This window comes from Nocardia asiatica NBRC 100129 (genome assembly GCF_000308415.1).
In the GTDB taxonomy this organism is placed as follows: domain Bacteria; phylum Actinomycetota; class Actinomycetes; order Mycobacteriales; family Mycobacteriaceae; genus Nocardia; species Nocardia asiatica.
In genome coordinates this window covers 21,921-44,869 of the sequence record NZ_BAFS01000170.1, presented here as the reverse complement: position 1 = coordinate 44,869, position 22,949 = coordinate 21,921, and the positions used below count along the sequence as shown (strand labels likewise).

17 protein-coding genes are annotated in these 22,949 nt (G+C 64.4%); 7 read left to right on the top strand and 10 right to left on the bottom strand.

Annotated features, from left to right (window positions below; genetic code table 11):
• Positions 1 to 56: 56 nt before the first annotated feature.
• Positions 57 to 1,022: a quinone oxidoreductase family protein gene (locus tag ON27_RS16120; RefSeq protein WP_043727067.1), complete on the bottom strand. Its 966-nt coding sequence runs from the start codon at positions 1,020 to 1,022 to the stop codon at positions 57 to 59.
• A gap of 60 nt (positions 1,023 to 1,082) precedes the next feature.
• Between ON27_RS16120 and ON27_RS16115 the strand changes: the two genes are divergently transcribed.
• Together ON27_RS16115 and ON27_RS16110 are read left to right on the top strand one after the other, a co-directional pair.
• Entirely contained in the window at positions 1,083 to 1,433 is a 351-nt protein-coding gene (locus ON27_RS16115; protein WP_043727058.1) for a hypothetical protein, read from the top strand.
• A gap of 15 nt (positions 1,434 to 1,448) precedes the next feature.
• Complete coding sequence (locus ON27_RS16110; protein ID WP_043727056.1) at positions 1,449 to 2,240, top strand: transporter substrate-binding domain-containing protein; 792 nt, start codon at positions 1,449 to 1,451, stop codon at positions 2,238 to 2,240.
• Positions 2,241 to 2,262: 22 nt separating this feature from the next.
• Here the strand turns inward: ON27_RS16110 and ON27_RS16105 are convergent, their stop codons facing one another.
• Both ON27_RS16105 and ON27_RS16100 read right to left on the bottom strand, forming a co-directional pair.
• Positions 2,263 to 2,835 carry a flavoprotein gene (locus ON27_RS16105; RefSeq protein WP_043727055.1) on the bottom strand — a complete coding sequence of 191 codons (573 nt, stop codon included), beginning with the start codon at positions 2,833 to 2,835 and terminating at the stop codon, positions 2,263 to 2,265.
• Between the two features lie 139 nt (positions 2,836 to 2,974).
• Positions 2,975 to 4,207, bottom strand: a complete 1,233-nt coding sequence (locus tag ON27_RS16100) for a helix-turn-helix domain-containing protein (protein WP_043727054.1) — start codon at positions 4,205 to 4,207, stop codon at positions 2,975 to 2,977.
• A 530-nt stretch (positions 4,208 to 4,737) separates the two neighbouring features.
• On the opposite strand from ON27_RS16100, the gene ON27_RS16090 reads away from it, so the two are divergent.
• The 3 genes from ON27_RS16090 to ON27_RS16080 all read left to right on the top strand — a co-directional run bounded on the left by ON27_RS16090 (position 4,738) and on the right by ON27_RS16080 (position 7,956).
• On the top strand, positions 4,738 to 5,199 hold the full coding sequence (locus tag ON27_RS16090) for a DNA-directed RNA polymerase subunit beta (RefSeq protein ID WP_245559971.1): 462 nt from the start codon (positions 4,738 to 4,740) through the stop codon (positions 5,197 to 5,199).
• The gene (locus ON27_RS16085) at positions 5,193 to 5,420 is read left to right on the top strand and encodes a hypothetical protein (RefSeq protein WP_043727047.1); all 228 of its coding nucleotides are present in this window, start codon (positions 5,193 to 5,195) and stop codon (positions 5,418 to 5,420) included. The genes ON27_RS16090 and ON27_RS16085 overlap by 7 nt, the downstream gene beginning before the upstream one ends.
• 307 nt (positions 5,421 to 5,727) lie before the next feature.
• Positions 5,728 to 7,956, top strand: coding sequence for a serine/threonine-protein kinase (locus ON27_RS16080; protein WP_043727043.1), 2,229 nt, complete (start codon positions 5,728 to 5,730; stop codon positions 7,954 to 7,956).
• An 18-nt stretch (positions 7,957 to 7,974) separates the two neighbouring features.
• On the opposite strand, the gene pip is transcribed toward ON27_RS16080, so the two are convergent.
• From pip to mptB, 5 genes are all read right to left on the bottom strand, one after another.
• Positions 7,975 to 9,030: a prolyl aminopeptidase gene (pip, locus tag ON27_RS16075; RefSeq protein ID WP_083887615.1), complete on the bottom strand. Its 1,056-nt coding sequence runs from the start codon at positions 9,028 to 9,030 to the stop codon at positions 7,975 to 7,977.
• Positions 9,031 to 9,425: 395 nt separating this feature from the next.
• On the bottom strand, positions 9,426 to 10,400 hold the full coding sequence (locus ON27_RS16070; RefSeq protein ID WP_043727041.1) for a COX15/CtaA family protein: 975 nt from the start codon (positions 10,398 to 10,400) through the stop codon (positions 9,426 to 9,428).
• A gap of 135 nt (positions 10,401 to 10,535) precedes the next feature.
• Positions 10,536 to 11,327, bottom strand: a complete 792-nt coding sequence (locus tag ON27_RS16065; RefSeq protein WP_043727037.1) for an ABC transporter permease — start codon at positions 11,325 to 11,327, stop codon at positions 10,536 to 10,538.
• Positions 11,324 to 12,256 carry an ABC transporter ATP-binding protein gene (locus ON27_RS16060; protein ID WP_043727035.1) on the bottom strand — a complete coding sequence of 311 codons (933 nt, stop codon included), beginning with the start codon at positions 12,254 to 12,256 and terminating at the stop codon, positions 11,324 to 11,326. Before ON27_RS16060 ends, ON27_RS16065 begins: the two co-directional genes overlap by 4 nt.
• 73 nt (positions 12,257 to 12,329) lie before the next feature.
• Complete coding sequence (gene mptB / locus ON27_RS16055; protein WP_043727032.1) at positions 12,330 to 14,012, bottom strand: polyprenol phosphomannose-dependent alpha 1,6 mannosyltransferase MptB; 1,683 nt, start codon at positions 14,010 to 14,012, stop codon at positions 12,330 to 12,332.
• A 1,898-nt stretch (positions 14,013 to 15,910) separates the two neighbouring features.
• On the opposite strand from mptB, the gene ON27_RS41295 reads away from it, so the two are divergent.
• On the top strand, positions 15,911 to 18,424 hold the full coding sequence (locus ON27_RS41295; protein ID WP_157227214.1) for a class III lanthionine synthetase LanKC N-terminal domain-containing protein: 2,514 nt from the start codon (positions 15,911 to 15,913) through the stop codon (positions 18,422 to 18,424).
• Positions 18,425 to 18,767: 343 nt separating this feature from the next.
• Positions 18,768 to 20,747, top strand: a complete 1,980-nt coding sequence (locus ON27_RS41290; protein WP_157227213.1) for an ABC transporter ATP-binding protein — start codon at positions 18,768 to 18,770, stop codon at positions 20,745 to 20,747.
• A gap of 433 nt (positions 20,748 to 21,180) precedes the next feature.
• Here the strand turns inward: ON27_RS41290 and ON27_RS41285 are convergent, their stop codons facing one another.
• Positions 21,181 to 21,399: a Clp protease N-terminal domain-containing protein gene (locus ON27_RS41285; RefSeq protein WP_083887612.1), complete on the bottom strand. Its 219-nt coding sequence runs from the start codon at positions 21,397 to 21,399 to the stop codon at positions 21,181 to 21,183.
• Positions 21,400 to 21,604: 205 nt separating this feature from the next.
• Positions 21,605 to 22,438, bottom strand: a complete 834-nt coding sequence (locus tag ON27_RS42905; protein ID WP_157227212.1) for a helix-turn-helix transcriptional regulator — start codon at positions 22,436 to 22,438, stop codon at positions 21,605 to 21,607.
• Positions 22,439 to 22,949 lie beyond the last annotated feature (511 nt).

Genomic DNA, 22,949 nt, shown 5'->3' with positions numbered 1-22,949 from the left:
CGAGAACCCCGGTGCTGACGAGCCGGTGGGCGACCCGATGGACCCCTGTCGTCGGCTCAGGGCAGCAGGACGATGGAACCGGTGGTCTTGCGGCCTTCCAGGTCCCGGTGGGCCCGCTCGGCGTCGGCGAGCGGGTAGGTGGCGCCGATCCGGATGTTGAGCGTGCCCTTGGCGATGGCGTCGAGGATGTCGCCCGCCCGCCAGGTGAGTTCGGCGCGGTCGCGGGTGTAGTGCGCCAAGGTGGGCCGGGTGACGAACAGCGATCCGGCGGTGCTGAGCCGTTGCAGGTCGAACGGCGGTACCGGACCGCTCGCGCCGCCGAACAGGGCGAGCGTGCCGCGCACGCGCAACGCCGCCAGGCTCGCCTCGAAGGTCGCCGCGCCGACGCCGTCGTAGACCGCCGCCACGCCGACGCCGTCGGTGCACTCGCGCACCTGATCGGCCAGCCCGTCGCCGTAGCGCAGCACCTCGGCGGCCCCCGCCGCTCGCGACAGCGTCTCCTTCTCGTCGGAGGACACCGTCGTGATCACCCGCACGCCGCGCGCGGCGAGCAGTTGGGTGAGGATCAGCCCGACACCCCCCGCGCCCGCGTGCACGAGCACCGATTCCCCGGGCTCGGGCCGGTGGATCGACTCGATGAGATAGTGCGCCGTCATACCCTGCAACAGCGCGGAGGCGGCGACCGGCGGGTCGACACCGTCCGGTACCGCGATGGCGACGGCGGCCGGGATCACGACCTTCTGCGCGTAGCTGCCCGGTCCGGCGGCCCAGGCGACCCGGTCGCCGACCGCGAACTCGGTGACGTTCGCGCCGACTTCGGCGACCACGCCGGTGCCCTCCGCGCCCGGGATGTACGGGACGTCCTGGGGGTAGCGCCCGGTGCGGATATAGGTGTCGATGAAGTTGACGCCGATCGCCTGGGTGTCCACCAGCAGCTGGTCCGGCCCCACCTGTGGATCGGGCGTCTCCACGTACTTCAGGACCTCGGGACCACCGTGCTCGGAAACCTGAATGGCGCGCATGAACTCAGTTCTACACCCGAGCCGCGGGCGTGGTGCCTACCGGTCGGTAAACTGCCTGCCATGAGTACCGAAACCGCCACGGCCCCGGTGAAGCTGTCGGGCGCCCTCGTGGAGTCCGTTCGGGGATTCGTCGCCGACCACGGCAAATCCGCCACGGCCGTGCTCCAGCCGATCGGTCGCGCCGGGGTTCGCGTCACCCTGGTCGGCGCCGACGGCGTCCTGGGCGACCAGGTCGTCGCGGACCTGGACACCGCCAAGACGTTGATCGAGACCGTCGACGGCCTCACCGAGGCGGACGAGTGGGATCGCGAACTCACCTCGATCGTCACCCCGCGCAAGGGCCACTGGGCCAAGATGGCGGGCTGGGTCGCCAAGCAGGCTCGTTTTCCCAAGGCGCGCAACGAGAAGTGATCGGTGCGTAGCCGAGTGACGTCGCCCGGACGCATCGTCGCGGTGCTGGTCGCCGCGTGCGCGGTTCTCGTCGCGGCGGCGATCCCGGCGGCCGCGCAACCGGAGGAGGTCCCGATCGCGCTGCGCGCCTGCACGCCCGGGGACTATCCGCCGTACTCGATCAGGGACGACGCGGGCGGCCATCGCGGCGTGGACGTCGACCTCGCGCAGGGGTTCGCCGCCCTGCTCGGCCGTCCGATCGAATTCGTGCCCGTGACCTGGGCGACGCTGAAGACCGATTTCGCCGAGCGGAACTGCGATCTCGCGGTCGGTGGCATCTCCGACCTGCCGTCGCGCCGAGCGTTCGCGGACTTCTCGATCACCTACGGGACCGACGGCAAGGCCCCGGTCACCCACCGCGCGGACGGCGCTGCGTACTCGACCATCGCGGAGATCAACCGTCCCGATGTTCGCGTGATCGCCAATCGCGGAGGGACGAACGAGGAATTCGCGCGGAAGAACTTCCCCGCCGCGCAGCTCACCTTGTGGCCCGACAATCTGACCATCTTCGGAGAACTCGAACAGGGCCGCGCCGACGTGTTCGTCACCGACTCGGTCGAGGGCCGCTACCGCGTCCGTCAGCACCCCGATCTGCAAGTGCTGCGTCCCGAATCGCCGTTCGACTCGTTCGGAAAGGTGCTGCTGGTGCGGAAGAACGATCCGGTCCTGGCGGCGATGGTGGACGCCTATCTGGCGACCCAGCTCGCTACCGGCGCGGTGGACCGGCTGTTCGACCAGTGGATCGGGCCGAACGCTTCCGCTCGCTGACCTCGTTCACCGCGGCCGACGGTCAGTTCGGCATGGGACGTGCGGCCCCATTTCGCCGCGGATGTTCCAGGAGCGCTTGCCAAGCAGTGTGCCAAGGGAAGTGGGGCAGGCGCGCTTCCCCGGTGCCCCGCTCGTGCGGCTCACCTTCGCCGATCACGATGGTGACGCCCCACTCCGACAGCTTTCGCATGCCCTCCTGGATCGCCGGAAAGCTGATCTGCGCCCGATTCGAGTAAGGCACGCCCACGATCGGCAGACCCTTGCCGAGTCCTTCGACCAGCAGACCGAGCAGCAGCGTATCGGAGATTCCCGCAGCCCATTTCGCGATCGAATTGCCGGTGAGCGGAGCGGCGATGATGCCGTCGGCGGGCGGCAGCACATCCGGCGTACCGGGTTGCTTGTACTCGCTGCGCACCTGATAACCGGTCTGCGCCGCTACGGCGTCGGCGTCGATGAAACGCGTGCCGGAGGGCGAGGCGATCACGCAGGCGACCCATCCATCCGCCTGGGCCAGCGCGATCAACTTGCCGACGTCACGCGCGGCGGGCGAACCGGTCACCAAGGCGTACAGCACGGGATTTCCATTGGCGTCCACGGGTTCATGGTGTCACGCGCGGGATACCCGCTCCACCGCTCACCCGCCGGCCGCAACTCCGGTCGCTGTCGCCGACGAACAGGAGTGGCGAGGGGCTGTGGACGACACGGTCGCGAAGGTCCCGCGGCGGGGACGAGGGTCAGGTGGGGACGGCCCCGACGCGTTTGGCGAGGCGGCCGAGGTCACCGGTGGTGAGGTCGCGGCGGGCGGTGCGCATCATGTGGCCGACGAGTTCGCGGACATGGGTCATGCCGCGGACTTGTTGCGGAGCGATGTGTTCGGCGCGCAGGAGGGCGTGCAGGGAGGCGCGGTAGTCGCGCTTCAGGGCGTGGGCGCGGCCGATCTCGACGAAGTACTGGGCTCGGCGGCCTTCGGCGGGGATGGTCTCCGGGTCGAGAGTGGGGGCGAGTTCGAGGACTTGGCCTGGTTCGCGGCGTTCCATCGCCGCGCCCATTCGCCACAAAGTCACGTTCGACGCGTTGAAAGTCGGATTGCGCAGCAGGGCGGGGGTCGGCGCGACTCGTCGCAGGCGGGCGACTTGCTTGTCCGCTTCGTTCAGGTGGTCGGCCGGGTCGCCGCCGAGCGCGGCGGTGACGAGCGCGGCTTGCAGGTGCAGCATGCCGTACGTCTCGACTTCTCCGACCGAGCGCACCTCGGGTGCCAGCCGCTCGGCCGTCGCCTCGGCATCGTGGAGTGCGGCGGGCAGAGTTCCGGGGCGGGAGAGCAGTACCTGGCTGCGGGTGTAGGCGGCGGTCGCCGGACCGGATGTGCCGCCGATGTTCTCGGTGGCGCGCTCGATCTCCTGCGCCGCCGTCCACGCCAGTCCCGGATACCCGCGGCGCGATGCCGACTGCGCGGTGAGGTAGGCGACTCCAGCCAGCGCGTCCCAGGCCCGATCCCGGTCGACGCCGGTTGCGTCGCGAGTATGCCTATAGCAGTCGATCAGCAGCGGGGCGAGCCTCGGCCCGAGGCGCGCGTAGTCACACGCACGCCGCAGTTCAGCCGCCCTTCTCGTCGCGGCCGTGAGTTCGTCCAGGCTTCGCGGGGCGGCGGCATTCGTGGTGTTGCCATGGGTCCACAGAGCGGTCTCGATATCGGGCACCGCGGCATGGAATCCGGCCGACGACGGATCGAATCGGTCGTCTCGGTCTCCGGTCAGGTCGCCGACCGCCACGCCCAGTGCCTGGGCGAGTGCGTGCAGAGTCCGCCGGGAGTCGATGGGCCGCTCGCCGTTCTCGTACTTGGCGATGGCTCCCCGGCTGATGCCGACGCGGTCGGCCAACACTTGCTGTGAAATGCCCCGGCGCGCGCGGATGACACGCACTTGACGGCCGATGTACCGGCCTTCGTCCTTCCCCGGATTTTCGCTCATCGGCTCTCCCTCGCCGGGTGCTGATCGAACCCATGCTAGACGCGTTTTCCGCTGTCCCGCTCCGGGACAGCGCGAGTTTCGCGGCCCGCCAAGCTTTCTCGAGCGCTCGCCGGGCGCGGGCACCACCGTGCGTGCGGCGCGTCGGTGCGCGACACACCGGTTGTGGTCGCTCGGCGGGTGCTCACAACGAATGAGCAGGGGAAGGCGGAAGTGATGCGGGGAACGGCATTCGAGTGCGCGCGATTCGACGGGTTGGAACCGGAGGGCGATGACATCGTGGTGCGGCCGGTCGCTGACCGGTACGGGCATGCCTGCGGCGCGTCCGGCGTGGAGTTGGAGCCCGGATCTTCGCTATGGCTAGCGAATCGGCTTTGTCGCAACCGTTTCGCGAAATTCATCGCTTATCGCGCCGTTCGCTTCGGCGTGATGGCGATCAGGTGCCTGCGTCCCCGCTGCGACCGGCGCATGGTGACGAATGGGGTTCCGCTCCGTGCCCGGCACCCTGGCGAGTCGGCTGCGGGGGAGAGCGCGTGGTGAGCGAAGCGTGCGATCCAGCGGCCGACTCTCCGGCCAGTCGGTGCCGTTTCTACCGGCAGTGCGGACTCCCCGCGGCCGTGCAGCCGGAACTCGGGCGGATCATCGTCCCGGCGGGCCGCGTCGGCGCGATCACCATGCCCGCTCGTCTCGGCCAGGAGGTGAAGGCGCTGATGCAGGTCAGGCGGTCGTCGGTCGGGCCGATCATCTCGCATCCGCGTTCGAGACGCTGGACCTATCTGGTTCGGCCGGACCTGCCCGACGAAGTGAGCTTGTTCGCCGAACTGTTCCGGCTGGACGTGTCGGTCGCGCGCGGCGGTGCGCAGATCGTGCTGCCCTCGCCCGCCGACCGGTCGCCGGGCTTGCGGGTATGGGTGGAACCGCCGCGCGACACCTTCCGGCCCTCGGGCTCGGTCGTCGTCGCGGCGATTCGCGTCCGCGTGGGACGCCGATGGTGACCGGGCCGGAGCACCGGTCGCCGCGGCCGGACGAGAACGACGTCCACCTCTCGGTCCAATTCCACGATGTCCGTTTGGATTTCGCGGCTTGCGCGACCGCGGCCGCGCGCTTCGTCCAGGAATGGCGCGCCCGCCACTACGAGGACGCGGTCACGGTGCTGCCGGACGATCCGACCGGCCTGCCTCGCCTGCCCAACGAGCGGTTGTACCTCGACCCGTGACGAGGGTCGACGGGGTGTGGACACGGCCGGGCGTCCGAGCGGGACAGGCTCGGCGGGCGGCGCGGCCGACGTCCACACCCCCGATCCGTGTCGAGCGCTGGCTGAGCTGTCCCCGAGCGCAATGGCGAATTCTCCGCAAAGTGGATCAACCGTCGCATCTCGCTCGTATTCAGCATCGGCTCCGCTCGGGGCGATACCCTTGAACAGGAAACACCGACGTCGAGGAGCTGATGTGACACACCGACGAGGTGGGGGAGCGCCGTGATCAGCCGCCGCATGATCAGTTTCGGCTGATTCCGAGCTACCGATGCGCGAGCCGATCGATCTGGTCGATTCAGCGGAACGAACCCGCGCGGCGCTCGCCGCCGTCGTGGCGGAGTTCTCGGAGGCTTGGGCGTCCGGGTCTCCGCCCGATTTGTCCGCGTATCTACCCCGTGAGCGAGCCGAGCGGCGCACGATCCTGATCGAACTGATCAAAGTCGATCTCGAGTATCGCTGGATTCGATACGACTTCCCCAAGCGGCTGGTCGACTACCGAGCGGAATTCCCCGAGCTGCGCAACGGGCCGTTTCCGGCCGATCTGGTCTACGAGGAATTCCACGCGATGCGCCGCGGCGCCCACGGAAGCGATCCCGGCCTGGCCGCGACGGCCACGGCGGCCGCTCCCGAACTCGACCGGCTCACCAGCGACTACCGCAGCACCATGATCGCCCGCCCGAGCGCTCAGGTGGCTCTCGACGCCATCGACGTCGGCGATCAGGTGGACGATTTCGACCTCCTGATGCGAATCGGCGTCGGTGCGTTCGCCCAGGTGTATCTCGCGCGCCAGCAATCGATGCAGCGACTGGTCGCGGTGAAGATCTCGCACAATCACGGCAACGAGCCGCAGACGCTCGCCCAGCTGGACCACGAATACATCGTGCGCATCTTCGACCAGCGACTCATCGCCGACGGCGAGCTGAAGCTGCTCTATATGCAGTACCTACCCGGCGGAACACTGCTCGACGTGCTGCGCCTGGCGCGCGCGACGCCGCCGGAGCGGCGCGGTGGGCAATTGCTGCTCGACGCCATCGACGAGGTGCTCGCCGACAAGGGCGAGGTGCGGCCGACCGAATCCGCCGTCCGGGCCAGGATCGCCGCGCTGACCTGGCCGGAAACCGTCGCCTGGCTCGGCCGCAGGCTCGCGGACGCGCTGCAGCACGCGTCCGAGCGCGGGGTGCTGCATCGCGACATCAAACCCGCGAACGTGCTGCTGAGCGCCGAGGGCAGTCCGAAGCTGGCCGACTTCAACGTCAGCTTCAGCAAGCGCGTCAAGGGCACCAGCCCGCTGGCGTACTTCGGCGGATCGCTGGCGTACATGTCGCCCGAACAGCTCGAAGCCTGCCATCCCGACCTGCCCGCGACCGCCGCGGACCTGGACACTCGAAGCGATATCTTCGCGCTGGCCGTCATGCTCTGGGAACTGCTCACCGGCCACCGTCCCTTCGCGGACGAAACATCCGCGGGCGACTCGCAGACGTCACTGGCCCGCATGATCGAACTGCGGCGCAGACCCGTCGAGCCGGCGTTCCTGTCGGAGCTCCCGCCGGATTGCCCCGTGGCCCTGCGCCGCGTGCTGCTGACGTGCCTGTCGCCCGACCGCGCGGACCGCTACGCGTCCGGTTCGGAGTTGGCCCAGCAACTCGACTTGTGTCTCGAGGAGAGGGCCCGCGATCTCGTCTATCCGCCGCCCGACAGCTGGCGGCTACGACTTTCGCGCCGGCCCACCCCCGTCCTTTGGTTGTCCTCGCTGGCCGGGGTCAGCCTCGCCACGATCTATATGGCCGTGCACGTTCAAGAGCTGCTCAGGGAGCGCCTGTCCGATGCCACCAATCGGCAGCTCAACATGGGTGTCTACGTTTTCGTTCTGATCGCGGGGCCGCTGTCCATCGTCATCTACGCCTACATGTCCCGTGATCTGCTCGCGGTGCCGCGCGGCTTGCGCGAGGGCAGACGCTATGACGAGGCACTGCTCGCGCGGGTGCGGGCGCGAACCCTGTTCTGGGGCGATATGTGCGCGCTCAACACCTTTCAGACCGGCATGTCGGCGACCGTGACCGGGGTGATCCTGTGTCTGTGGCTCACCGACCTTCCGGCGCGGCTGGTGGTCCACGCGGCGATGACCGTTTTCATGGCCGGCGTCATCTCCGTCGCCTACACGTTCTTCCTGTCGACCTTCTACATCGTCCGCTCGGTCTTTCCGGTCTATCTGCGCTACAGCCGCACCACGGCGCACGACCTCGGCTACATTCGCGCGCTGCGCCGTAGAACCACGATCTATCTCGCGGTCACGGCGTCCGTGCCGCTGGTTGGGGTGCTGGCCGGATTCAGTCTTCTCGAACCCGAGGAACTTCCCCTGGTGCGCGATTCGGTCCTGGGGCTGTGTGCCGTCGGCGGACTGGCGTTCGTCGCCGTGTACTGGTTGTACCGGACGCTCGACGCCGACCTGCGCGCACTGCAGCGAGTGGTCAGGGGACCGGCGGCGGGGGTGCGCTGATCGGCCGCGCTCGTGGAGCTAGGGGGCGAACCGGGCGATCGCGCGTCGGATGGCGGCACCCATGGCCGGGTTGCCGGTATGGCCGGAATCATCGATGACCTGGAGTTCCGCGTCGGTCCACGCCTGGGCCAGCTGCCAGGCGGTGTACAGGGGTGCGCTCAGGTCGAGCCTGCCGTGGACGAGCACGCCGGGGATGCCCGTCAGCCGATGCACGTCGCGCAGCAGTTGCCCGTCCTCCAGCCAGGCCGCGTTGGCGAAGTAATGCGCGCAGATCCGGACGAACGCCAGTCGCGCGGCGTCCGGTTTGGCGCTGTACTGCCCCGGACTGCCCGACTGCTCGTGCGCGATCACCGCGTCCTCCCAGGCGCACCACCGCCGCGCCGCCGCCGCACGGGTCGCCGCGTCGGGGCTTTCCATCAGTCGTCGATAGGCGTCGACGAGGTCGCCGTGCCGGTCGGCGAGCGGAACACCCATGCGGAAGGTCTCCCACTGCTCGGGCAGTAGCCGCGCGAGGTCGCGGTAGAGCCAGTCGATCTCCTCTCGCCGGGTCATGGTGACCGCGGCCAGCACGATCTCGCTGACCCGCTCGGGATAGCGCTGCGCGTAGGCGAGGATCAGCGTCGCGCCCCAGGAACCGCCGTAGAGCAGCCAGCGGTCGATGCCGAGGTGTTCGCGCAGCCGTTCCATGTCGGCGATCAGATGATGGGTGGTGTTGCGCGTCAGGTCGACCGCGGGGTCGGAGGCGTGCGGGAGGCTCTCGCCGCAGCCACGTTGATCGAACAGGACGATCCGGTAGGCCGCCGGGTCGAACATTTTGCGCGAGCCGCGCTGTCCGCCGCCGCCCGGCCCGCCGTGCACCACCAATGCTGGTTTACCGTCCGGGTTACCGCTGGTCTCCCAGTAGATCCGCTGGCCGTCCCCGACGTCCAGCAGTCCGCGGGCATACGGCTCGATATCGGGAAAGGGCTGCGGCGCATCGGATCGCTGGTCGGGCACGACCGCCCACGCTACCGCCGAGCGCAGCCCAGCGTCCCGCGTCGCGAGAACACCCTGGCGCGCGGACGGGTGGCCCATGCGCGTCGAACCCTCGGCGCCGCACATCCCGGCATGCGGGGCGTGTCCAGTTCGTTCCTGCGCACGACGTGTTCGCTCGCTCAGGCGGGCGCTGCCGGGTGCGCCGAAGTTCTCAGCGTAGGGAGCCCCGGGGTGGGGCCGCTTGCCGTGCCGTATCGCCCCGGCCCCGTTCCTGCGCACGACGTGTTCGCTCGCTCAGGCGGGCGCTGCCGGGTGCGCCGAAGTTCTCAGCGTTGCGAGCCCCGGGGTCGGGCGGTTGCCGTGCTGTATCCCACGGCCCCGTTCTCGCGTCGAATGTGTTGCGCTCGCTCAGGCAGGCAGCTCTCGGCGCCGCGAGCCGGGAGGAGGGGCGCCGACCTACCGGTGGTTTCTCACCCCGGATGCGTTCGACCTGATCAGACGGCCTGGGCGGCTGGGTCCGGCTTCGGGGCCGCGACGCGCTCCCGGGTGCGCAGCGAAGCCCACAGCGCGGCGGTGGCGGCGGTGCACGCGGCGGCCCCACCCACGTGCACGACGACCAGCGCGGCGGGGACATCGGTGAAGTACTGGACCACGCCGACCAGCCCCTGGGCGCACACCACCCCGAGCAGCACGAACAGCCGGATGCGCACAGCGGGCGTGATACCGACCGCGAACAGGCCGAAAGCCAACCCGACCAGCAACGCGAGATACCCGACCAGCAACTGCGAGTGCAGATGCACCAGGGTGACGATCTCGACCTGCAACCGCTCCACCGGCCGCTCGATGCTCTTGTCGCCCGCGTGCGGACCCGCGGCGGTCACCAGGGTGCCCGCGATCAGGACCGCGCCGAGCACCACGGCGGCGAGCGCGGTGAGCCCGCGCAGCGGAGCGGGCGCTCGCGCGACGTCGATCCCGTCGTCGGGTTCGCCGATCTTCGCGTACAGCACCACCGCGAGCCAGACCATCACCATGGACGCGAGCAGGTGCGTCGCGACGGTCCACCACAGCAGCCCGGTGCGCACCGTGATGCCGCCGATGATCGCCTGCACGACCGTGCCGCCGGGCATCAGCCACGCGTACACCAGCACCTCGCGGCGGCGGCGCGCCCGGGTGACCGCCAGCACGATCGCCGCCGCGCACAGCGTCACCACGAAGGTGAGCAGCCGGTTGGAGAACTCGACCGCCTGATGGATCGCCGGAACCTCCGACACCGCGACCGGGGTGAAGCTGCCGGGGAAGCACTGCGGCCAGGTGGGGCACCCCAGGCCGGACGCGGTGACCCGCACGACCGCGCCGGTCACCGAGATGCCCGCCTGGGACAGGATGACCGCGAGCGCGATCAAGCGCTGGGCCCGCAGAGAGGGCAGCGGCAGCTTGTCGACGAGTCGCAGGAACGCGCGATATAGCACGTCGAGAATGGTAGCTGGGCCCGATCCGGCCCCGGCATCCGGTCTACTACATTTCGTCGTTGAGTCTGCCCGCCCGCCGTGCTGGAGGTGCCGCTCGTGCCGCCGCGCTGCCGGCGACCTCGCCGCGTCCGGAAGTCAGTGGAAGCGGAACAGGCGGGTGGCCGCGACGCCGGAGACCACGCCCCACACGGCCAGCACGGCGATGCCGAACCAGTCGACCTCGGTGTGCATCGCGTTCTCCAAGGCTTCCGCCAGCGCGCCCGAAGGCACCAGCCGGGCGAGCACGCTCACCACGGCGGGCAGGTCGTCGGCGGCGAAGACGATGCTGGCCACGCCGAGCATGACGAACCACAGGATGTTCGCCAGCGCCAGCACCACCTCGGCCTTGAGGGTGCCGCCCAGCAACAGGCCCATGGCCGCGAAGGTCGCGGTGCCCAGCGCGATCACCGCCGCGCCCAGCAGCAACCCGGCCGGCTCCGGCCGCCAGCCCAGCGCGAAGCCGATCAGCCCGAGCAGGACGGCTTGCAGCACGACCACGATGAGCACGGCGGCGCTCTTGCCCGCGATCACGCCCCAGCGCGGCAACGCCGTGGCGCCGAGCCGCTTGAGCGCGCCGTAGCGCCGGTCGAAGCCGACCGCGATGGCCTGACCGGTGAACGCGGTGGACATGACGGCCACCATCATCACCGCGGGAACGATCTTGTCCACCCGGTGCGTGCCGAGGTCGCCGAAGGGCAGCAGGCTCAGCCCGACCAGCAGGGTGATCGGGATGAACATGGTCAGCAGGAGTTGTTCGCCGTTGCGCAGCAACAGGATCAGCTCGAGCCTGGTCTGCGCGAGCAGCATCGCGGCGCGCCCGCTCGGGCGGGGGCCGGGCGCGAAGGTGCCCGGCGCGAATCGGTTGGCGGTCCGGTCGTGCTCGCTCATCCGCGCAGGTCCCGTCCGGTCAGTTCCAGGAAGACGTCTTCGAGGCGGCGCTGGTCGATCCGGATGTCGGTGGCCAGCACGTTCATTCGCGCGCACCACGCGGTGACGGTGGCGAGCACTTGCGGATTGATCTCGCCCTCCACCAGGTAGGTGCCCGGGGTGGTCTCCCGGGGCGCGAACCCTTCCGGCAAAGCGTTCGCCAGAAGTTCCAGGTCCAGTCTGGGCGGTGCGCAGAACCGCAGCTGCCCGGCCGCTCCGTGCGCGGTCACCTCGGCCGGGGTGCCGGAGGCGACGATCCGGCCGTGGTCGATGATGACCAGCTGGTCGGCGAGCTGCTCGGCCTCGTCCATCATGTGCGTGGTCAGCACCACGGTCACGCCGTCGCGGCGCAGGGCGTCGATCAGCTCCCAGACGATCAGCCGCGCCTGGGCGTCCAGGCCCGCTGTGGGTTCGTCCAGGAACACGATCTCCGGCTTGCCCACCAGCGCGCAGGCCAGCGCGAGCCGCTGCTGCTGGCCGCCGGACAGACGGCGGTAGGGGGTGCGGCGGTTGTCCTGGAGGCCGAGGGTGCGCAGCAGCCAGTCGGGGTCGAGCGGGTCCGCGGAGTAGGCGGCCACCAAATCGAGCATTTCCCCCGCTCGCGCACCGGGATACGCGCCACCGCCTTGGAGCATGACGCCGATGCGCGGACGCAGCCGTTCGGAATCGGCGATCGGGTCCAAGCCGAGCACGCGCACCGTGCCCGCGTCCGGGGCGGCGAATCCCTCGCACATCTCAACGGTCGTGGTCTTGCCCGCGCCGTTCGGGCCGAGCAGCGCGAGCACCCGCGCCGGTTCGACCTCGAACGTGAGGCCGTCCACGGCGGTGGTCTCGCCGTACCGCTTGACGACGCCGTCGACGCTGACGGCCGGTCCGGACGAGGTGGTCACGACTCGGCCTCGCCCACGCTCGGTTTCGGCGAACCCGGTGATGCGGTGTAGATGGCTCCCTCGCCACGCTCGGTCACGATGTCACACCGTAGGAGGTCGGCGCCTGTGACGGAGCCGACACCCCCGTCTGCCCCCGCCAGGGCAGCGAGTTGCGCGTGATCACGATGAACAGCACCCCGACGATCACGGTGGCGATCGCGGCGCCCACGATCTGGAACACCTCCAGATTGGCGCCGCGCGGCATCAGGATGACGCTCACGATCGCCGAGAACGCCACCGCCGGAACGCGGAACACCGGCCGGGTCGCCCAAGCCGCCATCGGCACGATCGCCCACAGCAGATACCAGGGCTGCACCACCGGGAACAGCAGCACGATCGCGCCCAGCGCGACGCCCAGCGCACCGACCGGATGCAGCCGCCCGGTGCCGGTGGCCACCAGCATCCGGACGGTGAAGAAGCCCGCTACCACCGCCGCGATCGGCCGGGTGATGCTCAGCAGCGCGGTGGTGTGATCGCCCAGTCCGAGCAGCACACCGCCGAATCCGGTGATGATGCCGAGCGCGGTGGGCAGCGACATCCAGCTGCGCACCGCGTTCGCGGTGTTCAGCGTGTAGATCCAGCCGAAGCCGAGCCCGCTCACCGAACTGATGAAAAGCGTTGTGCCGATGGCGATCGCACCGAGCATGGCGGCCGCGACGGCGACCGTGCGCAGCGAAGCGCCCCAGCGCCGCGCCAGCGCCATCCCGACGAACCCGAGCACGATGATCGAGGTGAACTTGATCGACGACGACAGCGTGATGATGATCGCCCCGCTGATCAGCCACGCGTAGGCGCGGCCGTCGAACGGGTGGGTGTCCTCGATGGCGCGCAGGCAGAACTCCATGCCCGCCAGCATCAGGCCGAGCATCAGCGCGTCGTTGTGCACGCCGCCGACCAGGTGGAACAGCACCAGCGGATTGGCCGCGCCGAGCCACAGCGCGCTCACCGCCGCGACGCCGCAGCGCGCCGACAGCCGGGGCAGCGCCCACACGATCAGCGCGACGCCGCCGAGGGCGAGGATGCGGTGCACCCACACGCCCGCGATGATGTTGTCGCCGGTGATCTCGGCGATGCCGCGCCCGATCCAGAGGAACAGCGGACCGTAGGGCGCTGGCGTGTCGCGCCAGATGGTCGGAACGTTGTTGGTGAGAACGTTGTCGATCCCGAGGCCCGCGACGGGGCCTTCTTCGTAGGGGTCGATGCCGCGCGCGGCGATCTCGCTCTGCGCCAGATAGGAATAGACGTCGTTGCTGAACAGCGGGGGAGCGACGCTGAGCGGGATGATCCACAACAGCAGGGTGCGATCCAGCTGCGAGCGGGTCAGCCGGTGCACGGGGGAGCCGCCGATGCCGCCGACCGCGAACCGGCCCAGCAGCAGCCAGGCCAGCACCACCACCACGGTGCCGGTCATGCACATCGCCAGCGAGCCGGTGTGGGCGCGGGCGAAGATGCCGAGCACGCGGACGCCCGAGGTCGGGTTCTGGTGCACGGGCTGCGCGCCGATGCCGAGCGCGCTGATCGCCATCAGCACGGTGCCGGTGGCGCCCATCAGGCGGATCCGGTCCAGCTGCGCGAGTTCCTTGCGGTCGAGACCGGGCACCTCCGACTCGTCGCGGTGCAGCACCGCGATCGTGTGGTCGGCCGCGGGCACATCGAGTCCGAGTGCCCGGCGCCCGAACGCCAGTGTCCTGCGCCGCGCGCCCTCCAGTACCGCCACGCAACGAAGCCTAGTGGGTAGTACCAATGCTCGTCCGGGGCATCCTGTGGTGGTACGCGGGGTGTATATGGGTCGGGGGCGGCAACGTCGGTACTGGTGTTGGTCGAGGCCTCGCGGGTGAAGGCGCCAGTGGAGCGGCCGAGTCGGCGTTGTAGCGGTGCTGGAACCCGACCGCTAAATCGGATGGGTTGGCGAACCTGCTGCGGTTGTGGCAGTGCGCGGCATGGCCGACCTTGCTGGAATTCAGATCGTTCGCGGTGCTCGCGTTCCGGCCACCTGTCTCATTGGCAGCCCGAGAGTACGCCGCTGTTCTGGGGCCACGCCCTGACTTGGCAGAAGCCCCCACGCCGGAGCAGCAAGGATCGGCTGCCAGGGCTGGGCGATATGTCACGCCAGGTCTGCCTGCGCGAAGGCGCCACATCCCATCCGTCGATGAGCTAGCGCCCTGCTCCGACCGCGGGCCGCCGAACCAAATCGAAAGAGGTCACAGCGGCTCTAGCTGCGCCTAGTTGGGATCTGTCAGGTCCGTCCGGCCCGTAATTCGCTGAAGGCATTTTCGGAGGAATGAGGGCGGGCCATTCGGCCTGCCGTCACTGGTGACGTAGTCATCGGATGGATGTTTGTGGCGCATGGATGGCGGCGAGGTAGCGGCCGGCGAGTCTGCGTACTCGTGGCGACAGTCCCGATGCTGTTTGAGCTGGAGATGCCCCGTTCGACTGCGTTGCGGTCGCGACAGAGCACTGGTCGAACGCTGTCGGGCTGCCACCTGCGCCACAGCAATACCGGCAGTGTGCGGCATGGTCGGCCGCGACCGCAATCGAGGCTTTATCCTGCGCAGCCAGTCTCGGTTGGCACGGCTGGAGTCACCTTGTGGGGTAGTACCGGGGCCAGCCGCACCCGTGCCCGCCCGCCAACGGCCTTGGCCACCTCGATCGCGTAGAGCAGCGACGCAAATTTCGGGCGGTCACCTGCCTGACCAGCTGTGATGAGCATCGCCAAGATGCCAAATCACTGCTCGCACGCCAGATGCAGCTCGGGGGTCCCGCCACCGCGTGAGCAGTCCAGACCGAGATCGGCAGCTTCACAGCAACTCGCGCCACCCGGCTACTCGGCCTTACCGGCGCCATTGCGGACGACACCGGCGGCGTGTTGACGGCCCCTAGGCGTTCACGAGATCGGCTACGTCAACTTTGATCTTGGTCGAATCAGCTGACTGAGACCTTGCCGCTTCATACCAGCCCCGCAGATCAACCCCACATCTGCGACCCCAAGCCAATCGGCGTCCACACTTTTCGTTGCGAAAACGCATTGTGTATCGCTCACCTGACGCCCAGCACGTCGTAGCGCGGGTCGGCTGGCAGCCCGCCTCGGCCGGGCACTGTTGAGCGCGACAATGCCTTGGCCATTGCCCTCGACACCGAGGCCATGTCCCTAGGTTGCGCCACTGAGAACTCGGCTGAAAATCTGCTTACCGTCGTGTGTACCACCCAGACAATATCCAGGAGTGCCCACCGCTCCCGCTATAATATCGCCGCCCCCCGCGCGGCACATAGCAACAGTGACTCCCTTCTCGTCAGTGCCGACAGCCGACACGGATGCAAGCATGACGAGCCACGCTGACACGACTGCCAGCAGAGGCAGGTTCTTCATCACTATTCGCTCCTCGGTACTCTCGCAATTCTGCTCGATCTGACAGGACCATAAGGGGTACCGATACCCAACTTGCAACACTATGTCATTCTTTTGGCAGTCGGGTGACAGTCTGTCGGCTTCTCGAATCGACGCCGCACTCAAGTCGGTCGTATAGATGGCAGTTGAAGCAGATTGACAATCTGAGTCGGTAGGTGAAAATCTGATCACGCCGCAGTGAGAAGCCGTGGCATATGCTAGGGGGAGCCTTGAGGTTTGAACAGTACTGTATTCACGATCGTGAGTTCTTCACGAAGTCTGCGCCCCAAAGCTATTCGGAATCGGTGTCGTTGGCGGTCGAACTCCCGGAGTACTTCGTTGACAGTGATGGTTACTGGACCCATTTGATTCCGAAAGCCGGCTTCGAAGTAGATATTCAGGGTTGGAAGATCCACTTGAGTTCCGCGCTCGGAACTGAGCAGGAGGTAGTTCGAGAAGCAGCAAGGATATGTGGCGAACTTGCACTGCCTTTCAAACACGTCTCGTCTCTTGCTATGTATCGGATGGCCAATTCTAAGAATGCCGCCCGGACGTCCGCAGGTAAACTTGTTACTATCTATCCACCACCCGAGTTGCTCCAGCAGACGTTAGATCGACTTGAGGAAGCGCTGGAGAGATTCCCTGGTCCAAACATACTAACGGACGTACGGTGGAAGAACGGGCCGGTATTCGTTCGGTATGGAGCTTTCAAAGAAGTGAAGCACGGCGATACGTATTGCATTCGACGTCCGGACGGGACGTTGGAGGAGGACATCCGCGAGCCGTGGTTTACATGCCCGGAATGGGTCGATGTACCCGAGTTTCTGCGACCTGCTATCGAACGTAGACTAGTGCACGATGTTCCCTTCGCGATAAAATCTGCAAAGAAGCATTCAAACGCCGGTGGAATATATCTTGCCGAATGTCTCCAAACGGGCCGGGAGATATTGATAAAAGAGGGCCGCCGTTACGCGGGATATACGATCGACGGCGCCGACGGATACGATCGAGTTTCTGGCGAAGCACGAGTGTTACGCGAACTCGGCGGAGCGGGTGCCAGCCCTCTCCTGCTTTGGGAAGGAGATCTATCCGATCACTACTTCATGGCAGCCAGCAAGCATGCCGGTATTACGCTACAGCTGTGGATGGCTAGCAATATACCGGTATATGATGATAGTTGCCAAGCATGGGAAAGATATGCAGCGAGTTGTGCGCATATTGTCGGCAGACTAGTCGAAGCAGTGTCGGCTTTATCTGCGGCCGGTTTTGTCCACGGTGATATTCATCCGCAAAACATATTGATAGACCCGGACACGATGAAAATTGGGCTAGTCGATTTTGAAACCGCAATGCCACTATCGGGAAGTATGACCCGCGGCATCAATGCGCCTGGATACACGGCACCGACAGAAATAAGTCCGCGTGATTTAGACCGCTTCGCTATTGTGACTATAGTGACGGATCTACTAACCGGTCGTGTCGAGCACGAAGATATCACCGTGTCACGGTATAACTGGACTGTGCCGGCATTGCTTGAGCGACTGAAATTAAATGGGGGCTCTGTTCCGACGCCGGTGCTTAGGCTTGTCTCCCTTCAGCAGGAGATGCTGCGAGCTATGGAGCAGTACGGCGGCAACACCAACCAGCCTCCACCTAGCGATTTTCTTTTGAGAATAAAAAAGGATCTGCCGAAAATAACGGCTACTGCACGCAAGCGTTTCGGCCATCTGCCGGTGCACTACGAGGCGTTCGAGGACGACCTAAGCGGTCTCGGGCTGGGATTTGCGGGGCAAGTAATGGCCTATCCCGATTGCGCAGACGAAGAGGTAGTCATTCGATCACTGATCGAGGAAGCCAGCAAAACACATCGTACCGGACTGTTCGACGGGTTATGCGGGTCAGTTTATGCTTTGCTGACGGTAGGTGCTGCAAAAGAGGCTGGGGCACTGCTGAGAGACGGCGACATAGTCGGACGGACGAAGAGTCTGCGCATGTTTGATGGGCTTGCCGGCATTTTCCTAACTGCGCTGAAGATAGAATCGTACCCGAAGCTGGTCAAACATATCTCCGACAATATCGAGAACAATATCTCCGCCATTGCTCACAGATATCTGGCCTCGCGTAGACCGTTTAAAGCGAAGCTTGGTGTGAGAACCAACAGATTCGTACAACAGTCGTCGGGACTCATGTACGGTGATCTCGGTTTGGGTTGGCTATTTGCAGAGGCATACAAGAGGTACGGAAATAACCTGTACATGGATGCCTTGAATCGAGCGCTTCTGGCGGAACTAGATAACTACGAGGTCGACCCACGAGGAGGCCTGCAGTATAGGGATGATGGCCGCCTGCTTCCGTACTTGGCTACCGGATCCGCCGGCTTCGGTGTCGTACTGCACGATCTAGACAGCAGGATGATAGATCCGGCGATCGTCACAGTTGTCGATGATTTGATACGTGCCAGTTCGCCGTCTATGTCTACCGGTTGCGGCCTTTTCAACGGATATGCCGGATTGTTCTATGGCGCCAACGGATTGCGAAAATTCGCCGGTAAGGATTGCAAGCCATTATCCGATCTGGAAGGTACCGTACGAGGCTTTGCCGTTCCCACCTCCTTCGGTATGTGGGCCGTGCCGGGTGACGAAAATATTCGGATAACGACGGATCTAGCAACCGGTGTGAGTGGGATAGTTCATGCCACAAATATGGTTGCGCAGGGTCATTACGGGATGCTTCGCACGCTGTAGACGTGACGCCGAACGCGTCATGAGCCTCGCCCTGCGAGGTTTGGAAACCAACGAAATAGAAGGAATGGAAATGTCGCAACTCGATGTGCTTGCTCTGCAGAAAGTCACTGCTCAGACCGGTGGCGAGTATCAAACGATTACGAGCTCGATTAGCTGGTCTCGCTGTGGTGGTGTCAGTGCCCTGAGTCATAACAAGTGTGGATGGGACTGATCTGTAATCGATGAGCAGCTGTAGCAGTGCGCCGTTGTGATTCCAAGTCCCCCGGCGCCTGCTATGGCGCGTTCTCTCAAGCTAATAATCGCGCCGTGCAACTACAAAGATATCATTATGAAATTTGCTCAAGTGGCCAGTGAGGTGTCGAGCCGGAATGCTCGTTTACTGGTAGCACTCGATCACCTGGCCGAACCAGATTGGGTCAAAGAGCGACGTATGGTCGCCGACGCAGGTGCGATGGAGAACCTGCGGAAGCTGCCAAAATTGATCGGTGCGACGATCGCCGCAGGGTGGCGAAGCGCACGGTGGTTGATGGCAGCGGCTGCCGTGATCAGTGTTATTGGGGGGTGTCTTACGGCTTTAGGACTGCTGGCCACTGCCGATGCCCTGGGCGTCGTGATGACATCAGCTATCACACCAGACCGCTTGGTCGATTCGGCCGACGAAATCGCGATGGTAGTCGCGATCTATGCGGCCCGTGCCGCTGTCGAAAGCATGCATAAGGTAGTCGAGGCGTGTTTACGTCCGCACATAACCCATGCGGCGGAAAACCAGATTGCACGTACACTTTCCCGCATAGACCTTATTTCTTTCGAGGACGCGAGTTTTCGCGAACTTGCGACGCAAGGAGGTCAACTCGGGGTCCGGGCACTTGCAAATGGTGTGGCGCCACTGCTCGGCACAGTGTCGTCGTTGGTAACGGTGGGTGTATCGATCGCAACCTCCTCATTTTTTCACCCCACAATGGCGCTCGGAATCATTCTCGTGTGTATTCCTTCGGCATGGGCCGCAGCTAGAAGTAGTCGTGTGAGTAATTCGTACGTTCTCGAATCCGTCTCGGATCACCTGAAAAAGTCGATTCTCGGCGATATTTCCACTGACCGGGAATTCTCCCTTGAGAGGACTGTATTTACGCTGCGTTCGAGGTTGCTGGAAGAATTGCGTGTAGTGTCTACGCAGCTACGAAGGCGAGAAATCGAATCTATAGTTCGTCGCGCGCGGATCCAGATGCTTGGTCGAATCATGGCGGGCGTGTCGGCTGGGTGCGCCTTCGGCTTGATTTTTACACTCGTATATTTTTCGCGGATAGACATAGCCACGGCTGGAGCAGCGGCCGTCGCAATGCGTATGTCGATTAACTCCGTCACCGCGGCGGCCGGCACGGTATATCAGTTCCTTGAGTTAGGGTTGGGAATCGAACTCTATGGGGAATTGCTGAATACGGCAAAGCACCGTTGCCGCCCTGGGGCGACCGTTTCACTAGAGAGCGTAGGTCCAAAGGTCGTCGAGCTTCGTGGGGTCGGGTTCAGTTATCCGGGCGGCGAGAAGCAGTCGCTGTCGGAGATCGAGCTGAGGATTCATGAGGGTGAGGTGATTGCGGTCGTCGGTAGCAATGGATCTGGAAAATCCACATTGGTCAAGCTACTTGCAGGGTTGTACCCTCCATCGACGGGAACGGTGCTTTGGGACGGAATCGATATCTCGACCGTTCGCGAGCAAGACGTTCGGCAACAGGTTTCCTTTGTCGCCCAAAATCCAGTGCACTGGCCGACCACAGCTGGTAACAACATTTCTATTGGGCGAGACCCTGCGCTGTTGGTCGACACGATGGACTGGGATGAGGCTCTGTGGGTCTCAGGCGCCGATGCTGTGATCGATGAATTGCCCTCGAAATTGAACGCTTTGTTGTCCGCACGGTTCGTAGGTGGCCGGGATCTATCCGCGGGCCAGTGGCAACGACTGGCGATCGCCAGAGCGTTGCTGCGGTGTGGGTCTTTACTGATCGCTGATGAAGCGACGTCTGCCCTCGATCCGCGTACCGAAGATCGTGTGCTCGGATACTTGACTGATAAGAAGAATTCGCGTCTCATCACCACGGTAGTGTTCGTCACACATAGGATACTTAATGCACGCCGGGCGGACCGGATTGTGGTTATGGACAATGGGCGCATTGCGGAAATGGGTACTCATGACGAACTTATGCGATATACGGGTGGGATTTATCGAAAAATGTACGAGCTTCAAACCTCTACATTAACTACCGCCACTGTACTTGTATCCGACGAGAAGGGGGGTGACACGGAATTGATTAGCAAGCGCATATATTAACCGAATTTAGAATATTGTGAATACTCGTCTATGGCATGCGGATACGTCTTGCAAGCTGATGTTTTGGAGAAATGCAAGTGATTAAAAGCAAACTTATTCCTTCTGTAATCGCGATGCTGGCTGTATTGGGATCGATTGGAGTCGTGGGAGCCGCTACGGCGAATGCGGGTCCTGCGACTGCTGCGGTTACCCCCGACGTCTCAAGGCATTTGAGGAACCCGGGACCGCCGAAGACGCCCTGTAACCAGCGGAACGATGGTCAAACCACAGTGGGTTCTGATGGTACGATCTGGGAGTGTTCATTCGAGGGCGGGTACTTCCACTGGATTCAGCTAGACTGACTTCCGCGGTCCACTTGATTGTACAACAGAGACGGCGGGACCTACCGCATCAAGGATGATGATGTGGTAGGTCCCGCCGTCTGAGCGAACTCTCATGTGTAAGAGGCTCGCATCTGATCCAAGACCTTCTGGTCTAGGCTGTTCAGCTCCAACTGTTCGCTGAGCACTTGCACTGGTAGAGAATTTCCCTCACGGATGATCGCCAGGAAAAGATGTTCAACACCGAGATGATCGTGGCCCATATCGTTTGCGATCTTGGCTGCGGAGGAAATTACACGGTTGTACCGAGGTGTGGGTTCGAGTGTTGCCATCACGTGTTCCTTTCTGATTGAGGTAGAAGGATTCGGTAGGGTGAGTCTTTTGCCTCCTCCGATCACGTTGAGATAAAAGGAACGTCTCGTGAGATGTAGTATATGTCTCTGCGCCGGATGTGGCTACCGCATACTGCGAGTGTTGTAGCAATAGCCCTGGTTTCGAAGTCGACTCAACAGGTGCGTCTGTGGTGGGTCGGCGGTGTCATGGTTCACCACGTGCGCCCGCTATCTCTGATGGGCTGCGGCGTCTGGGTGGTATCCGCCGTGTTTGCAGCGTTGGAGCTTGCGCGAGCGGATCGGTCGCAACTGCCGGATGAAGAAGTTCTACGCGGCCCGCGATCCCGAGAATCTGGTAGATCTTGCGAATGCGTCGGTACATCGACCTTTCAGACATATAGTTCTGGCGAGCGATCTCGGCAATGGTCATCGGTGTCCGGAGCATGCTTATCAGTTCGAGCTCGGATCGTCCGAGTGCAGAAGTCTCGGTTCCTATAATGTGGGCGAAGTCTTCGGTTTCGCCGTTCGCTGTGCTTTTTTGTTGGGTGCTGGCTATGCAGGTGTGCAGGTTCACCACTTTGTGAGCGTCGTCACCAGTGGCTGTGCCTTTGGACTGAGCAGAGGTCTCGTGCGTGACCGCATCCCGGGTGTGGCTGTACAGCTGTGATTGGACGAGCGCTGACTGATACTCGTTGGGTATCGCGAGGTTGACCACAAAGGTGGCACCCGAACGTATCGCATAATACGTGGGGTGCCCCGTGACGTCATTGGTGATTGCGATCAGGAGTGCCATCGGATGCTGCGCTCGTACCGATTGCAGCTGGTCGGCTTGATGCTCAGTGTTGACAGGAAGCAGTACTGGGTAATTCCGGATTGCATCTGCGGTGGTGAGGCCGATATAGTCGATGTATTCAACGCGAAATGAATCGGTAAGATAGACGCGTAGTCCAGGCTCGGATCCATCGAGATATCTGCCCAGACTCGGGTGCGCTAACACTATCGTTTCAGCGGAATCTGTTTTACTCTTGATGGGCTTCATTGGTCCCCCCAGGATCGGCTTGCGTTGTTTCTTAGTTTCATGTCGTTTAGGGTTCGGGCTCAGTGTCTGCGTTGACCTCGTTGAGTCGGTAAGCCTTCTGTCGGCTGGTCAGCGGTCATGGACTCGAGTGGAAGTGGACTAAGCGCTGGATCAGCGGCTGTCGACTCCGCGCTGCGGTGTAAGCATTGATTTGGCGAGCGGAGCCTGTTCTCATGTATTTTTGCTCTGCTTTCCTCATTTGGGTCACTTGAGGCGAGGAGGATCAGAGCGTTATCACGTGCCGGACGGGCGCGATCCCGAGGTCGTGGTCGGTATCGACCTGCGGTGTTAGGCGGCGTGTCGCAGTCCGGCGTCGGCGGTTCGGAGGGCAAGGTAGGTGGCATCGGCCTGCCCTTCCCTCGCCAGAGCATCGATGTGGGCCTGCCGGGGTACCGGTCATCCGCCTATCTCCGATCCGAGACTTCGCTGTTCACTTATATCGACGCAGCGGGGCTGCGTTCGGTTCCATCAC

What these genes read in the sequence shown, in the direction of transcription:
- ON27_RS41285 (WP_083887612.1), bottom strand. Translation starts at nt 21,399, where the DNA reads ATGGCAACACTCGAACCCACACCTCGGTACAACCGTGTAATTTCCTCC.
- ON27_RS16100 (WP_043727054.1), bottom strand. Translation starts at nt 4,207, where the DNA reads ATGAGCGAAAATCCGGGGAAGGACGAAGGCCGGTACATCGGCCGTCAA.
- ON27_RS16080 (WP_043727043.1), top strand. Translation starts at nt 5,728, where the DNA reads ATGCGCGAGCCGATCGATCTGGTCGATTCAGCGGAACGAACCCGCGCG.
- ON27_RS16120 (WP_043727067.1), bottom strand. Translation starts at nt 1,022, where the DNA reads ATGCGCGCCATTCAGGTTTCCGAGCACGGTGGTCCCGAGGTCCTGAAG.
- ON27_RS16085 (WP_043727047.1), top strand. Translation starts at nt 5,193, where the DNA reads ATGGTGACCGGGCCGGAGCACCGGTCGCCGCGGCCGGACGAGAACGAC.
- ON27_RS16115 (WP_043727058.1), top strand. Translation starts at nt 1,083, where the DNA reads ATGAGTACCGAAACCGCCACGGCCCCGGTGAAGCTGTCGGGCGCCCTC.
- pip (WP_083887615.1), bottom strand. Translation starts at nt 9,030, where the DNA reads ATGGGCCACCCGTCCGCGCGCCAGGGTGTTCTCGCGACGCGGGACGCT.
- ON27_RS42905 (WP_157227212.1), bottom strand. Translation starts at nt 22,438, where the DNA reads ATGAAGCCCATCAAGAGTAAAACAGATTCCGCTGAAACGATAGTGTTA.
- ON27_RS16065 (WP_043727037.1), bottom strand. Translation starts at nt 11,327, where the DNA reads ATGAGCGAGCACGACCGGACCGCCAACCGATTCGCGCCGGGCACCTTC.